Raw genomic sequence first — 15,497 nt, forward strand, 5'->3', positions numbered from 1 at the left:
TGAAGCCGACATAACGCTAAGAGGCAATGTTTAATTTACAAATTTTAAATGTAGATTTAGCATTACCAATTATTACCAGTGTTAGCCGGGAGAGCCATAAGTGTTTGCATAAAGGCCCTTTTTATTACTGCCTTGCTCTCGTGTGCTTTTAAGTTTGCAAGTGCCCAGTACTTCACACTTGAACCCGGCAGGAAAAAAGTAACCGTGCCCTTTAAGATGATACGCAATGCCATTATTGTTAAAATGCGCATTAATAACAAGGGGCCATTTAACTTTATATTGGATACCGGTGTTGGTCTAATGATCATTACCGACCATACCTTAATTGATACGCTTAATATCGTACCATCCCGGTTCATTCGCTTAAATGGATTGGGAGATGCAGATGCCTCTGAAGCCATTATTACCCCAGCCTTAAATATCGGGATAGACGGCCTGGTAAGTAACGGTGTTGCTGCCGCGATTTTGAAGACCGATTTGTTTGATCTTTCGGGGCATATTGGTATGCCTATTCATGGCTTGCTTGGTTACGAGTTTTTTAATTCACTGGGCGTCAACATCAATTTTAACGACAGCCTTTTAACCGTTTACAGGCCCAATGAGCTGAAACCGCTAAAGCGAAGCCAAAAGATACCTATCACTATAGAAGAACATAAACCATACCTGCAAACCTATGTTACCATGCCTGATGGAACGGCGGTTTTTAACAAATTTGTAATCGACCTTGGGGCGGGGCATCCTATCTCGATAGAGAATATGATCAAAAAATATGGTCTGCCCAAAAATGCCTTCCCTGCAAATTTAGGGATAGCGTTAAACGGGCCGATATCCGGCTACTTAAGCCGCATAAAAGGCGTCGAATTAGGTAAATATAAACTTAAGAATGTCATCACAGCTTTCCCCTCAGCCGATTATCAATCAAGATCTGTTGTGGCCCGGGATGGCAATATTGGCATGGACATCTTAAAAAAGTTTAATATCGGGTTAGACTATACTAATGGTTACATGTATATAAAACCCAGTAAAACATTCAGCGCCCCGTTTGAACATGATATGAGCGGGATAGAATATTACTTAGCTGGAAAAGATCTTTCACGTGTAGTAGTTTCTCGGGTAGCTCCAAAGTCGGCAGCTGATGATATTGGCATGCTGGCAGGTGACGAGATCCTCTCGATAAATTTTAAACCGGTAGCCAGGATGACGACCGAAGAAATAGATAATTTTTTTAAAACTCCGGGTAAAAGTTTGCTGCTCGAAGTTTTTCATGATGGGCGCCGGGATAGGGTTGTTATTAATCTTAGACGCCAGTTTTAATATTTGGCTTTGGTAATAAATATGTTGCGCTTAATATCTGAATAAATAGATATTTTTACTCTTTACTAAAACCCTAATTAATTAAAACATGACCACCTCTCTGCGTTTAAAAACGTATGTACAGGTAGCAGCTATCGCGGCGGCGGCATTGGCATCATCATGTGCCACAAAAAAGCAGGCCGGTAGCACTGTTACCTTAAAAACTACTACAACCCCAGGCGGTAGCGCTACAGCAACTGCAACCGTTGGTGCCGGTAAAAAAGAAGGCATCAAAAAATTCAGCGATCTTGTTGGTAAAACTAAAGGCGATACAGGCCTTTTCACCACTTACAAAGTAGATGGTAAGTATTACTTTGAGATACCTGATAGCCTTTTAAACCGCGAAATGCTGGTGGTAACCCGCTTTGTAAAAACGCCGGTTGGTTTAAAATCATTTGGCCAGCAGTATGGTGGCGAAGAAGTTAACGATCAGGTTTGGAAATGGCAGCGCCATGATAAACAGGTATTTGTGCGTGTGCCAAGCTACTCTGTACGGGCTGATAGCACATCAGACATGTACCAATCTGTAAAAAACTCAAATCTTGATGCTGTTCTGGCTGCCTTTGACATCAAAGCGTACAACAAAGACACTACTGGTGTTTTGATTGACGTTACCGATTTCTACAACGGAGATATCGCTGCCATCAGCGCTCCGGATGCAATAAAAAAACAGTACAAATTAGCCGGTATAGATAACAGCCGTTCTTACATTGATACTGTAAAGAGCTTCCCTATAAATCTTGAGGTTCGTACACTTAAAACCTTCCGTGCAGGCGAATCGCCGACAGATAATAGCAATGCAGCGTTAACTTTTGAGTTCAATACTTCTATGCTGCTGTTGCCTAAAACGCCGATGAAAGCGCGGTTAAATGATTCACGCATCGGCTACTTTGGGCAGCGGCAGGTTGACTACGGCACCGATGCTCAAAAAGCTGAGGTTACCGCATATATCCACCGATGGAAACTTGAGCCAAAAGATGAGGCCGCATACGCCCGTGGCGAATTGGTTGAACCTAAGAAACAGATAGTTTACTACATTGATCCGGCTACGCCGAAGAAATGGGTGCCATATCTAATTGCAGGCATAAATGATTGGAACAAAGCTTTTGAAGCCGCAGGTTTTAAAAATGCCATAGTTGGTAAAGAAGCTCCAACAGCAAAAGAAGATCCCGAGTTTAGTACAGAAGATGCGCGCTACAGCGTAGTCCGCTATTTTGCTTCAGACGTGCAAAATGCTTATGGTCCGCACATTTCAGACCCCCGCACGGGCGAGATACTGGAAAGCCACGTAGGATGGTACCATAACGTAATGAGCCTGCTACGTAATTGGTTCTTCATCCAAACCGCAGCGGTTAACCCTAACGTACGCATGGCTAAATTTACTGATGCACAAATGGGCGAACTGATCCGCTTTGTGTCATCACACGAAATAGGCCACACGCTTGGCTTGCCACATAACTTTGGATCGAGCTATGCTTACCCGGTTGATTCTTTACGCTCTAAAACCTTTACTGCTAAGCATGGTACAGCGCCATCTATTATGGACTATGCGCGCTTTAATTATATTGCCCAACCAGGCGATGGCGTAACACACCTGTATCCGCAAATTGGCGAGTACGACTTGTGGTCTATCAAATGGGGTTACAGCTACTTCCCGGGCAATAAAACGGCCCAGCAGGAAAAGGAAACGCTTGATACCTGGACTAAGGCTAAAGCAGGCAACCCGCTTTATTACTATGGCCGCCAGGGTACATCTATCGATCCGCGCCTGCAAAACGAGGACTTGGGCGATAACGCTATGAAAGCAAGCAACTATGGTATTGCTAACCTAAAACGCATATTGCCAAACATTGAGAAATGGACCTACCAAAAAGGCGAAGAGTATGATGATGTTGAGACATTATACAACGAAGTTATTGGCCAGTACAATCGTTACATTGGTCACGTAACTACAAACATAGGCGGCATGAACGAAAACTTTAAAACCTACGATCAGAAAGGTCCGGTTTATGGGTTCGTCAATAAAAACCTGCAGCACGATGCGGTCATGTTCTTAGACCAGCAGGTATTTACCACACCAACCTGGCTGGTAAACCGCGAAGAGCTTGGTAAATTTGATAACGGTGTAACCTTAAATCGCATTAAGGCGGTGCAGGTAAACGCTGTTGCTAATGTGCTTAACCCTTCACGTTTGGCGCGTATGTATGATAACCAATCAAAGAATGGCTTAAATGCTTACACCGTAAATAACCTGTTTGATGACCTGCGTACAGGTATATTTGGTAAAGTAAAACCGGATGAGTTTAAACGTAACCTGCAACGCAGCTATGTAGATAACCTTAAAAATCTGCTTAATGATGATGCAAGTCGTAGCTTCCCGGGTGTACCGCCTGCACAACTTGCTAACATGGGGATGACACCTATAAATATTGCCTTATCAGATATCAGGCCTATGGTTCGTGTAGAGTTGGCTAAGATAAGCAAGAGCCTGCCTGCTGGTGGAGATGCTCTTACTGCAGCACATTATGCAGATCTGCGCCTGCGTATCAAGGAGGCACTTAACCCAACGCGCCCTGTGGTAAATATGTCTGCCGGTATGCCGGGCCGTTTAACAGACGATGCCGCACCTAAGCAGGATAACAACTGCTGGCCACAAACGTGGTAAATGCAGACGCTCAAATTAAAGAAAGCCGCCATGTTTATACTGGCGGCTTTCTTTTTACACATCTATTTTAACTGACTTATATTGTCGAAAAAAGCAGTCTGAAGATCGAGCAGGGTTTTAACATTCATTTTCTCTCCATACATATCAAAGCACAGAAACCTAGCCTTTGAATGGTCGTTATCTTTTTCCCTTTCAAAAAAATTAAAGGTTTCAAAGAAATAATGATTGGTTGTCACTTTACTCTTTCCGCTCGTTTGTGATGCATTGAGCCTGAAGCCGATAGCATCCATCCACTTATGCACACGTGCATGCAGCGTTCCTTTCAAATTATCCATAGGTTAAATGTTTTTGTCTTTCAACGAAAATCCGTGCCAAAGGTTGTATAATTTGACTAACCTTTTTAAACAAAGGTTAGTATCTGCAGTGTAAAAGTTAAGGGTTGCCTATTATGGCAACCCTTAATTCTGTTATATAACTCTTAATAAATTAATGTCCGTGCTTGCGGTCTTTTTCATATCGTTTTACATCTTTACGATATTCTTTGTAGTCCTTACGGGCATCTTTGCGATCGCGTTGTATCTCTTTGTGATAAGCCTGCCTTTCTTTATTGGCCATCCAATGATCACGGTATTTTACATCCCGGCTATCACGAATGATCGACTGTCCGCCACGGCCACGGTAACCCGCGTACTTAGTACGATACACGTTGTCGCTTAACCAGGGCTGGCGTTCGTTTATTACCACCTTATAGCCATTGTACAAATTGTAATTGCTGTATCTGCTTGGCAAAGATGCTCTGCGTACCCATGAATTATCATCGTAATATACATATTGGTGAGCAGGTACATCATAATAAGCACCAACGTCCGGCAAGTAGTAGTAATCTACATGATCATAGCCAACGGGGCCCCAATCAGGCTGGCTGCCTATATTAATGTTTAAACTAATTTGCGCTTTTGCGTCTTGTTTGTATGCTGCGCAGCTTAAAAATATCGCCGCTGCTAAAATCATCTTTTTCATATCTGTATAGATTTTGTAGATATGACTTAACGCTAAATAAACGGTTTAGTTTGTAGCATCGATGTTACAACACCATTTAACAACAAAAAGGGTAACGTGTTATACGCCACCCCTTTATAAAGCACTTTATTCTTTTAGTCGTTGTCTTCCTTCTCCTTTTTACCGGCCATTGCCAACACTGGTTTACCTATCACTTTAAAGCTCCCTTCACCTTTTAGGATAGATGCCAATTGGGTTTTGCTTTGCATGGTTTTTACAGCTTCTGCCAACTCTTTATCGTATTTAAAGTTGGCTTCGTAACGGCCTTTTTCATAAGCATAGCGGGATGATATCTCGTTTTCCAGCACCTGCTTTATCTCATCCTTATGCATCTGCAGGTCGCTTTGTTTGTTGCTTGCCATCTTGGCTTTCAAAGCATCATACTCTGCCTGTATCTGGGTAAACTGTTTTTCTTTTGTAGCTTCAGTTTTAAGATTTTTTAATATCTTTTCAGATACCGGGGTGTAAGTGTAATTTTTGCCTTGCAGGTATTTGGTGAAATCTGCATAATCAGCATCCGTCAGCCTGAAAGTTTTTGGATCAATTGGCTGCGGGTGAGCGGTGCGATATAAGGTTGCATAATCAAAAATATATAACTTGCTTATCAGTGTTGAGGTGATGTTAGCAAAGCGCTCCTGCTTTACCGGGATATCCGGATAGATACCGCTTCCATCATAAACAGAACGGCCATTACGGGTCTTAAACTCGTGGATGGATGAGTCTGCTACCTTGATCACACTACCATCGTCTTTACGGTGGGCATAATCAAGTTCCTGCACACATCTGCCAGATGGAATGTAGTACTTTGCAACCGTGATCTTCACCAGGCTATTATAAGGAAGATTAAACGTTTGCTGCACCAGGCCTTTGCCATAACTGCGCTGACCGATCACAATAGCCCTATCCAAGTCTTGTAACGCTCCTGCCGTGATCTCTGATGCTGAAGCCGAGCGACCATTAACCACCACCACGAGAGGTAAATTAGGTTCCATTGGTGTAGCCACGGTATTATAGCTGAAATTTTTCCCTCTTATCTTTCCTTTTTGCGACACTACCAGTACATCTTTTGCTACGAAAAGATTAACAATTTTTACAGCTTCCTGTAAGATACCGCCACCATTTGAACGAAGATCGAGAATAATGCCGTTGGGATTGTTCTTTTTAAGCGCTACTAATGCTGTGGTTACTTCATCGGCAGAGTTCTCTAAAAACTTATTCAGTTTAATGTAGCCCATATTGCCGTCAACCATGCCGTAATAAACTACGTTTGGCTGTTTTATCTCATCCCTAACAATGTTTTTAACAACGGGCGCTTCTTCGCCGCGTTTTAGTAAAAGCTTAACAGCAGCTCCTTTTGAACCTTTGAGCAGGGTGCTTATCTGATCGTTGGTTTTGCCGGCAAGGTCAATGTCATTAATCTTAAGTAACTGATCGCCCTGGCGTATATCTGCTTTTTGCGCAGCAAATCCCTCAAAGATATCAGAGATAAATACTTTGTTATCCCTCAGGAAAATTCCTGCACCTATGCCGCCGTACTGCGTGCTAACGTAGTGTAATTTGTAATCCTCTACTTCAGACTCGGGTACAAACTCGGTGTATGGGTCAAGGCCATCAAGCATAGCATCAACACCGGTTTTTACCAGCTTGGCCGAGTTAATGTCATCTACGTAATTAAGATTTACCTCTTTATATACCGATGCAAATACATCAAGGTTCTTTGATATCTGAAAGAGATCGTCCTGAAAGCTCCATAGCCCTATAGCTAAGCCTAAGGCACCCACACAAAGCGCAGGTTTTTTTAATCGATTTAATGTACGTTCTTCCTTCATAGGTAAGCGCATGAACCCTAATATATAAAAAGCCGAACGACTTTTTACTATAAACTGTTTTTACAGCCTGTTAGTATCAATATTTACAAGCGCTTTTTTTAAAGTGAAAACCACGTACTCCCTGTCGCGGTTCACCAGTTCTGCTATGCGGTTTATCAGGCTGTCTTCCTGGCCTGCGGTATATTGTAGTTCTTCGTCGGTAAGGTGATTGTATTTTCGCTGAAGCTTTATTTTAACGCGCTTCCAGTCCTTATCGCTTATAGTGATCTCTGCCATAAAAAGAATTTGTTGAAGCAAAAATATAAAAAACGCACCGCTTAACGTTTAAGATGTTGCATCGCGTTAAACTTTTAACATAAATGCGCATCAAAACGTTTTACCAACAACCAATTATGCTTTACGTACAGGTTAGACTGCCTAAGCAATGGCATAAGCGGTAATTAAAACTAACAACTATGAAAAAGTACCTTTTAAGTTTTGCTATTATTTTAGCAGCGGCGTTTAGCGCCAAAGCCCAATTCTCGCTGGGCGCAAAAGCAGGCATCAATTTTTCAAAGATCAACGCCGATAATGTAAGTGAATCATCAGTAACGGGCTACCAGGTAGGGGCTTTTGCGCGTTTTGGCAGCAAATTGTATTTACAGCCCGAGCTTTACCTGGGCAGCAGCGGTGGTAAATTTGATTTTAATAATAACAACGGCACAACTACCGCAAACGGTAAAGTAACTTTCACATCCCTTAACTTACCGCTATTGGTAGGTAAAGGCTGGGGCGGAGACAACCTCAATTTTAGAGTGATGGCAGGCCCCGTTTACAGCTATCTGCTTGATAAAAACCAGAGTTTTAGCGATAACGTGAGTGGTGCGTATAACGATTTTGGTGATTATAAGAAAAGCACATTGGGTTTCCAGGCCGGTGCGGGTATTGATATCGGGCATATTACAGCTGATTTTAGATATGAAGGTGGCCTTACCAAGATAAACCAAAACTTTGGCCAGCGCCAAAACCTGTGGGCTTTGAGTGTAGGCTTTAAGTTTTTCTAACGGATCTGTGTCTTATTGTATAATGAGCAAAGCCGCGGCATAATACGTCGCGGCTTTGCTGTTTTGTTACTTCAATCATGTCATTAATAACTTAATTGAATGCTTTAGAAATCTTCTTATAAAAGTAAAGCTCCTGATGGGCAGGAGCTTTTACTAACCAATTATAAACCTAAATTATGAGAAGAGCTGTAGGAGAAGGGGTCGAACCTTCAAGGAGTGGTTATTCTTATTGCTAAGAGTTTCCCATTATTCTCCGCCACCGGGACAAGGAGGTGTGTCTGCCAAAAATTTCACCATCCTACAGGATTGTATTAATTCAAAAGTTTAAAGTCAAAATTCAAAAACTTTGTACTTTCTTATTAATAGCTGTTGGGGAAGGGTTCGAACCTTCAAGGAGTAGTTAGCCCGCTTCGGGTTTCCTATGCTCTCCGCCACCGGGACAAGGAGGTGTGTCTGCCAAAAATTTCACCACCCAACAATGTTTTTTATTTTAAAGTACGGTCGGCAACTGTCAATTGCTTAATACAAAAGTAACGGACATGTCTTTTCCTTGCAAATATTTCAACAAAATATTTTTATTTTTAGTTTTATTTTAATTAAACTTGTCTATAAATAAAGATATTTAAAATTATGCCTCACAGGAAACCTCAAAATTTAGAAATTGATAATCTGGATATACAGATTTTATCCATCTTAATGAAGAATGCTACCACTCCTTATACAGAAATTGCTAAAGAACTGATCGTTTCTGGTGGTACCATCCATGTTCGCATGAAGAAATTAGAGGAGATGGGAGTGATAAAGGGAGCAAGTCTTGAGGTTAATCCGCAAAAACTTGGTTATGATGTTACCGCTTTCCTGGGCATATTTCTTGAAAAAGGTTCTCAATACAACGATGCAGTGGCACAACTGAAGAAGATACCGGAAATTGTTGAATTGCATTACACCACCGGCAGCTGGAGCATATTTGCGAAAATTGTTTGTCATGATACCAACCACCTGCGCGAGGTGTTGAATGAGCAGATCCAAAGCGTATCCGGTATACAACGTACCGAAACTTTCATCTCTTTGGAAGAAAGCATTAAGCGCCAGATAAGTTTAGATTAAGTATACAGGTTTCCTATACAAAAAAGCCATGGTCAGTCGCCATGGCTTTTTCCGTTTACATATCTATCAACAGGCTCTCTCCAAATTTTTGGGAAACTGTCTTAGGCTCTTCTCCATTAATACTGATCACCAGCGAATTATCAAAGGTGATTTTTTCCAGCAGTTGTATTTTGGTGCCTATATTGATGCTAAGCTTCTGTAGGTATTGTAAGAATTGACTTGTAGTATCCCTAACGGCTACAACACGGCAACTGCCGCCAACTTTTACATCAGCCAGGGTGGTAGAGTAGCGTTTGGCCATTTTTCCGTTTGCCTTTGGAATAGGGTCCCCATGAGGGTCATATTCCGGGAAGCCCAAAAATTTATCCAGTCTATCGGCAAGTGTTGCATCTTTTATATGTTCAAGATCTTCGGCTATATCATGTATCTCGTCCCAATGATATCCCAGCTTCTCCAGCAGGAACACCTCCCATAACCGGTGTCGACGAACGATCATGGTTGCATCTTTTTGGCCCTGAGCGGTTAATTCAACGCCTTTCTTTTTGTCGTAGCTGATCAGTTGTTTATCGGTAAGCTTTCTTATCATGTCTACAACCGATGCCGGGTTATTGCCCAGTGCATCTGCAATTGCCGTAGGTGATATCTTCTGTCCCTTGTCCTGCCAAAGGCGATAAATGCATTTTAAATAGTTCTCTTCTGAAAGGGTGTTCATTTTTTTATCTGCTTATACAAACATAAACAATTAGTTACAGTTATAAATAAAATTAGCCTTACCTAATTTTATTTATTTAACATATTAAATTTAATATATATGTTTGTTCAAAATATAATTCGATGCGTTATTTAATAATTTTGTCTTCATTCTTAATGTCTGCCACTACTTACGCACAAAACGGCGTGTTAACGGGAACAATTTCTGCTTCCGGCAATCCGCTTGCTTATGCTTCAGTCAGCCTGCGAGGAACGTCATATGGCTGCACTACAGATCAGTATGGCATATTTAAGCTGGCTGGCATAAAGCCCGGCGAATACGTAATGGTATGCTCAAGCATTGGTTATTTTGCAAAGCACATCCGGGTAAAAATATCAGGCGATACCGTTATCCAAAACGCCGAATTGCAAGAGGGAAGCTCAAAGCTCAGCGAGGTGATTGTTACCGGTGTATCGCGCGCTACCGAGCTCCGCAGCAATCCCGTTCCCATTGCGGTTATCACCAGAAAAGAAATACAGCAAAGCATAAACACCAACATCATAGATGCGATTACCAAAGGCGTGCCCGGCGTAACGGCCGTAACTACCGGGCCCAACATATCTAAGCCATTTATCAGGGGATTGGGATACAACAGGGTGCTTACCTTATACGATGGTATACGCCAGGAAGGCCAGCAATGGGGCGATGAACACGGTATTGAGGTTGACCAATATGCCATGGCCCGCGCTGAAGTAATAAAAGGACCTGCAAGTTTAACCTATGGGTCGGATGCACTGGCGGGTGTGATCAACTTGATCCCGTACATCCCGGCCGGAGAGAACGGCAAACTTAACGGGGATTGGACGACGGAATACCACACCAACAACGGCCTTATAGCATCCTCGCTTGGCTTAGCCTACAAAAAAAACGACTGGAAGTACGCGTTTTGGGCAACCGGCAAAACGGCTCATAACTATTACAATAAGGTAGACGGTTATGTTTACAATACCGCTTACCAGGAATATATATTCTCCGGTATGGCAAGGGTTGATAAACCCTGGGGGTACTCACAGTTCAGTGCTGCAGCTTATAACAACAAGCAGGAAATACCAGATGGTAGCCGCGACTCGCTTACCCGCAGGTTTACGATACAGGTAGCAGAGGGGGCAAATGACGATATTAAGAACCGCCCTTTTGCGCCTGTTAAATGGCTTACCTCATACGGTATTACGCCTTTGCACCAGCATATACAACATTATCGTATATATAATAAAACAGAGATAAAAGCCGGCAGCGGCATCTTTTCAACTTCGTTGGGCTGGCAGCAAAGCGTTCGTCGCGAATATAACCATCCAACGCAGCCAGAGCAGCCAGGATTATATGTAACGCTAAATACCATTAATTACGATTTTCGCTACAGTCCGCAGGTCTGGCATGGTTGGGAAACATCTTTCGGCCTTAACGGCATCTATCAAAACAATGCCAGCAAGGATGCAACAGATTTTCCCATCCCCGATTATGGGTTATTTGATATCGGAGCCTTCGCCTTCGCCAAGAAGACATTTGGCAAAGTAGATATCTCCGGGGGGATCCGTTATGATACCCGACACATCAACTGGAATGATTTTTATGTGGGATCAAACCCCACTAACGGTTTTGAGCAGAAGGTATCGGCCAGTGACCCGGCTGGGAAATTGCAGTTTCCGGCATTCAGCCATAATTATTACGGCATCTCCGGCAGTTTAGGGTTTACCTATAACATTAGTGAACACGTGCTGTTGAAGGCAAATATTGCCCGGGGCTACCGTGCACCAAATATTACCGAGATAGGCAGTAATGGCCTCGACCCCGGTGCACATATTGTTTACCTGGGTAACCGAAACTTTAAACCGGAGTTTAGCCTGCAGCAGGACCTTGGCTTTATTGCCTACTTAAAAAACGCAGACCTTGCGCTGGAAGTGTTTAACAACAACATAGAGAATTACATTTACCAATCGCGCTTGAATGATGAGAACGGAAACCCGGTAATCATCGTCCCCGGCAATACCACTTACCAGTACCAGCAATCAAAAGCGCGTTTATATGGTGCAGAATTTACATTTAATCTGCATCCGCAGGCTACAAAATGGGTTGAGTTTGATAATAGCCTGGCTTATGTAATTGGGTTGAATAAAAACCAAAAGCTTATTGAACAAAGTAACGGCGCAGCTAAGTATCTCCCCTTCATTCCTCCTTTGCATTGGCAGTCTGATCTTAAATTTAAATGGAATGCCAGTTTGGGATGGTTCTCCAAATTCTGGTTAAGAACAGGATTGGATTTTTTCGCGGCGCAAAACCGTTTCTACGCCTTAAACGATACCGAAACGCCCACCACTGGATATACTTTAGCACATGCAGGTGTGGGTTCAACTATCAAACGGAAATCAGGCAAACCGATATGCGAGTTATTTATCCAGGCAGATAATCTGTTTGATGTGGCTTATCAATCTAACCTCAATCGTTTAAAATATTTTGAATATTACACTGCTTCACCCAATGGCCGGTCGGGAATCTATAATATGGGAAGGAATGTGAGTTTTAAGGTAGTGTTTACGCTTTAGATGTATCAAAATGTCATTGCGAGGAGGTTGCCACGCTATCGCTCGCAATGACATAGTTTGTTGACACGAGCCTGCGCGATTATCATCCGCCAATTGGCGGATGTAGCGAGGGAATTTGAAAGGCAAAAAAAATTTAAACAAAAAAGGACGGCTGTTTAGCCGTCCTTTCCATTTATCTGTTAACCCGGCTTATGCCAGTTTACGTTTTACTTCTACGTTTTCGTATGCCTCAACTATGTCACCTACTTCAATGTTGTTGTAGTTGGCAATATTCAAACCACACTCGTAACCTTGCTTAACTTCTTTAACATCGTCTTTAAAACGTTTCAATGAAGCCAGCTCACCGGTATGTACTACCACACCATCGCGGATAATACGGATCTTGCTGTTGCGGTTGATCTGTCCATCTAACACCATGCAACCTGCAATAGTACCTACCTTGCTGATCTTGAATGTCTCACGGATCTCAACGTTAGCAACGATCTTCTCTTCAAACGTTGGTGCAAGCATACCTTCCATCGCCGCTTTGATCTCGTTGATCGCGTCGTAGATGATAGAGTACAACCTGATGTCGATCTGTTCCTGCTCGGCCAGTTTACGCGCATTTTGCGATGGGCGAACCTGGAAACCGATGATGATCGCATCTGATGCTGATGCCAGCAAGACGTCCGACTCGGAGATCTGGCCAACTGCTTTAGAGATGATATTAACCTGTATCTGTTCTGTAGATAGTTTCAGCAATGAATCTGATAACGCTTCGATTGAACCATCCACGTCACCCTTAACAATAACGTTAAGTTCTTTAAAGTTACCCACAGCCAAACGACGACCGATCTCATCCAGCGTGATGTGTTTCTGCGTACGCAGGCCTTGTTCACGTTGTAATTGAAGGCGTTTGTTAGCTATTTCACGTGCTTCCGGCTCGCTGTCAAGTGCGTTGAACCTGTCGCCCGCGGTTGGTGCGCCCTGCATACCCAATACCTGTACCGGTGTTGACGGGCCTGCAGATTCTACACGCTGGCCACGTTCGTTGGTTAATGCTTTAACACGGCCGCTGTAGCAACCTGCTAATATAGGGTCGCCCACTTTTAAACGGCCGGCCTGTACTAATACAGTGGTAACAATACCGCGGCCTTTATCTAAGGCGGCTTCAATTACGGTACCAACGGCACGTTTGTTAGGGTTAGCTTTTAGTTCTAACAACTCTGCTTCAAGCAATACTTTCTCTAACAACAGGTCGATGTTTAAGCCGCTCTTTGCAGAGATTTCCTGGGTTTGGTATTTACCACCCCATTCTTCAACCAGGATATTCATACCTGATAACTGCTCGCGCACCTTATCGGCATTGGCACCCGGTTTATCAATTTTATTAAATGCGAAGATGATAGGTGCACCGGCAGCCTGCGCGTGGTTTATAGCCTCGCGGGTTTGCGGCATCACGCTGTCATCAGCAGCAATTACGATGATAACAATATCTGTAACCTGTGCACCACGTGCACGCATAGCGGTAAACGCTTCGTGGCCCGGTGTATCCAGGAAGGTGATCTTTCCTTTATTCTCCGGCAGGGTTACTTCATAAGCCCCGATGTGCTGGGTTATACCACCTGCCTCGCCACCAATAACATTGGTTTTGCGAATAAAGTCAAGCAATGATGTTTTACCGTGGTCAACGTGGCCCATGATGGTCACGATAGGAGAGCGCGGAACCAGGTCTTCCGGATCATCCGGTTGATCAAGGTTAGCTTCTTCGTCCTGTGGTTTCACAAACTCAACCTGGTAGCCAAACTCATCAGCAACAATGCTCAGGGTTTCTGCATCCAAACGCTGGTTGATAGACACGAACATACCCAGACTCATACAAGTACCAATGATCTGCGTAACCGGAACATCCATCATTGATGCTAACTCGTTTGCCGTAACAAACTCGGTAACCTTCAATATTTTCGATTGAAGCTCCTGTTCCATTGCCAGTTCTTCAGCAGTTGCAGCTACGTCGTCACGTTTTTGGCGACGGAACTTAGCGCGCTGTGAGAACTTACCAGACTTACCTGCACCACTTAAGCGTGCAAGGGTTGCCTTAATTTGGTCTTGTATATCCTTTTCTGAAGGTTCTTCTTTTGGTGTTGAAGGCGGCGCATTCCTGTTATTCCTAAAATCGGGACGGTTAGCGTTGCCACCACCTTGCGGTTGCGGCGGCCTGTTCCTGAAATCCGGACGATTTGGATTGATGGTGCCGCTAAGCGGTTGCTGTTGGTTACCACCACCTTCTTTACGCTTACGTTTGCGTTTTTGATCGGCGTTGCTTTGCGCATTGGATGATGATGCCACCGGGCCGCCTCGTTTTGGCTGCTCAACAGGCAATTGTATCTTACCAATGATCTTAGGGCCCGAAAGGCGCTCAGCATTGGCACGGATCACTTCATCATCTTCAGCAACTTCTGCAACAGGTGTTTGTGCAGGCGTCTCGGCTACGGCAACTGGTGCAGGTTCAGGCGCTTTCGGTTTCTCAACCTCAACGGCTTTCTCAACAACAGGTGCAGGGGCGGGTTCAGCTGCTTGTGGCTTCTCAACCTCCGGTGCTTTCTCAGCAACAGGTGCAGCAGGAGCTTCCGGAGCCTGTTCAACAACGGGCTCGGGCTTTGTTTCCGGGGCAGGCTTCGCAGCCGGCTTGTTCAAATTATTAAGGTCAATCTTACCAACTACCTTAACGCCCGGTAACGCCTCGTTACGTTCTTCGGCTTTCTCCTCTGCAGGAGCTGCCGTTTTTGGCTTTTCAGCAGGCGTCGAAGTAAACTGGCCTGCATTTTTGATCAGTATCTCTTCGTTCTCAAAATCACGGTTGCGGCGCTGCTCTGCAGGGCGCTGCTCGGGAGCCGCAGGGGCTTCCTCCTTCCTGATCTTTCCGATACTGATCTGTTTGGCCTCCTCCTTAATAACTTTATCAGCAGCAAATTCCTTCAATAGCACGTTGTACATTTCGCCATCTAACTTGGCCATAGGCTGCTTTTCTACTTTGTAACCTTTTGATCCAAGAAAGTCGACAATGGTACCCATACCAATGTTAAGTTCCTTTACCGCTTTAATTAATTTTATGGATTTGTCTTCTGACATTTATTAAATTTTCTCTCTAATTATCGCAAAAATACGATT

The 15,497-nt window shown here is 43.6% G+C and carries 12 protein-coding genes and 1 tRNA gene; 5 read left to right on the top strand and 8 right to left on the bottom strand.

From position 1 onward, the window contains the following. Window positions 1-62: 62 nt before the first annotated feature. Window positions 63-233 carry a hypothetical protein gene (locus tag FPZ42_RS19125; RefSeq protein ID WP_186458691.1) on the bottom strand — a complete coding sequence of 57 codons (171 nt, stop codon included), beginning with the start codon at window positions 231-233 and terminating at the stop codon, window positions 63-65. A gap of 10 nt (window positions 234-243) precedes the next feature. Between FPZ42_RS19125 and FPZ42_RS05720 the strand changes: the two genes are divergently transcribed. Next, window positions 244-1,314 carry an aspartyl protease family protein gene (locus tag FPZ42_RS05720; protein WP_186458692.1) on the top strand — a complete coding sequence of 357 codons (1,071 nt, stop codon included), beginning with the start codon at window positions 244-246 and terminating at the stop codon, window positions 1,312-1,314. 88 nt (window positions 1,315-1,402) lie between these two features. Beyond that, window positions 1,403-4,018, top strand: a complete 2,616-nt coding sequence (locus FPZ42_RS05725; protein WP_146269496.1) for a zinc-dependent metalloprotease — start codon at window positions 1,403-1,405, stop codon at window positions 4,016-4,018. A gap of 62 nt (window positions 4,019-4,080) precedes the next feature. On the opposite strand, the gene FPZ42_RS05730 is transcribed toward FPZ42_RS05725, so the two are convergent. The 4 genes from FPZ42_RS05730 to FPZ42_RS05745 all read right to left on the bottom strand — a co-directional run bounded on the left by FPZ42_RS05730 (window position 4,081) and on the right by FPZ42_RS05745 (window position 7,182). After that, the gene (locus FPZ42_RS05730; RefSeq protein ID WP_146269497.1) at window positions 4,081-4,353 is read right to left on the bottom strand and encodes a hypothetical protein; all 273 of its coding nucleotides are present in this window, start codon (window positions 4,351-4,353) and stop codon (window positions 4,081-4,083) included. Between the two features lie 151 nt (window positions 4,354-4,504). Next, window positions 4,505-5,038: a hypothetical protein gene (locus FPZ42_RS05735; protein WP_146269498.1), complete on the bottom strand. Its 534-nt coding sequence runs from the start codon at window positions 5,036-5,038 to the stop codon at window positions 4,505-4,507. Window positions 5,039-5,172: 134 nt separating this feature from the next. Further along, a complete protein-coding gene (locus tag FPZ42_RS05740; protein WP_146269499.1) occupies window positions 5,173-6,906 on the bottom strand; it encodes a S41 family peptidase in 1,734 nt (577 codons plus the stop codon). A 60-nt stretch (window positions 6,907-6,966) separates the two neighbouring features. Then, window positions 6,967-7,182 (bottom strand): hypothetical protein, encoded by a 216-nt coding sequence (locus FPZ42_RS05745; protein WP_146269500.1) that lies wholly within the window; start codon window positions 7,180-7,182, stop codon window positions 6,967-6,969. Between the two features lie 179 nt (window positions 7,183-7,361). Here FPZ42_RS05745 and FPZ42_RS05750 point away from each other — a divergent pair, with 179 nt between their 5' ends. Further along, window positions 7,362-7,949 carry a porin family protein gene (locus FPZ42_RS05750; protein WP_146269501.1) on the top strand — a complete coding sequence of 196 codons (588 nt, stop codon included), beginning with the start codon at window positions 7,362-7,364 and terminating at the stop codon, window positions 7,947-7,949. 366 nt (window positions 7,950-8,315) lie between these two features. Here the strand turns inward: FPZ42_RS05750 and FPZ42_RS19130 are convergent. Further along, window positions 8,316-8,427 (bottom strand) — tRNA-Asp (locus tag FPZ42_RS19130). A gap of 152 nt (window positions 8,428-8,579) precedes the next feature. Between FPZ42_RS19130 and FPZ42_RS05755 the strand changes: the two genes are divergently transcribed. Continuing rightward, window positions 8,580-9,056, top strand: a complete 477-nt coding sequence (locus tag FPZ42_RS05755; protein ID WP_146269502.1) for an Lrp/AsnC ligand binding domain-containing protein — start codon at window positions 8,580-8,582, stop codon at window positions 9,054-9,056. A 55-nt stretch (window positions 9,057-9,111) separates the two neighbouring features. On the opposite strand, the gene FPZ42_RS05760 is transcribed toward FPZ42_RS05755, so the two are convergent. Next, window positions 9,112-9,768: a metal-dependent transcriptional regulator gene (locus FPZ42_RS05760; protein WP_146269503.1), complete on the bottom strand. Its 657-nt coding sequence runs from the start codon at window positions 9,766-9,768 to the stop codon at window positions 9,112-9,114. A gap of 140 nt (window positions 9,769-9,908) precedes the next feature. Here FPZ42_RS05760 and FPZ42_RS05765 point away from each other — a divergent pair, with 140 nt between their 5' ends. Then, entirely contained in the window at window positions 9,909-12,347 is a 2,439-nt protein-coding gene (locus FPZ42_RS05765) for a TonB-dependent receptor (protein ID WP_261382230.1), read from the top strand. Window positions 12,348-12,536: 189 nt separating this feature from the next. Here the strand turns inward: FPZ42_RS05765 and infB are convergent, their stop codons facing one another. Continuing rightward, a complete protein-coding gene (infB, locus tag FPZ42_RS05770) occupies window positions 12,537-15,458 on the bottom strand; it encodes a translation initiation factor IF-2 (protein WP_146269505.1) in 2,922 nt (973 codons plus the stop codon). Window positions 15,459-15,497 lie beyond the last annotated feature (39 nt).

The organism is Mucilaginibacter achroorhodeus (genome assembly GCF_007846095.1).
GTDB classification, from domain to species: Bacteria; Bacteroidota; Bacteroidia; order Sphingobacteriales; family Sphingobacteriaceae; genus Mucilaginibacter; species Mucilaginibacter achroorhodeus.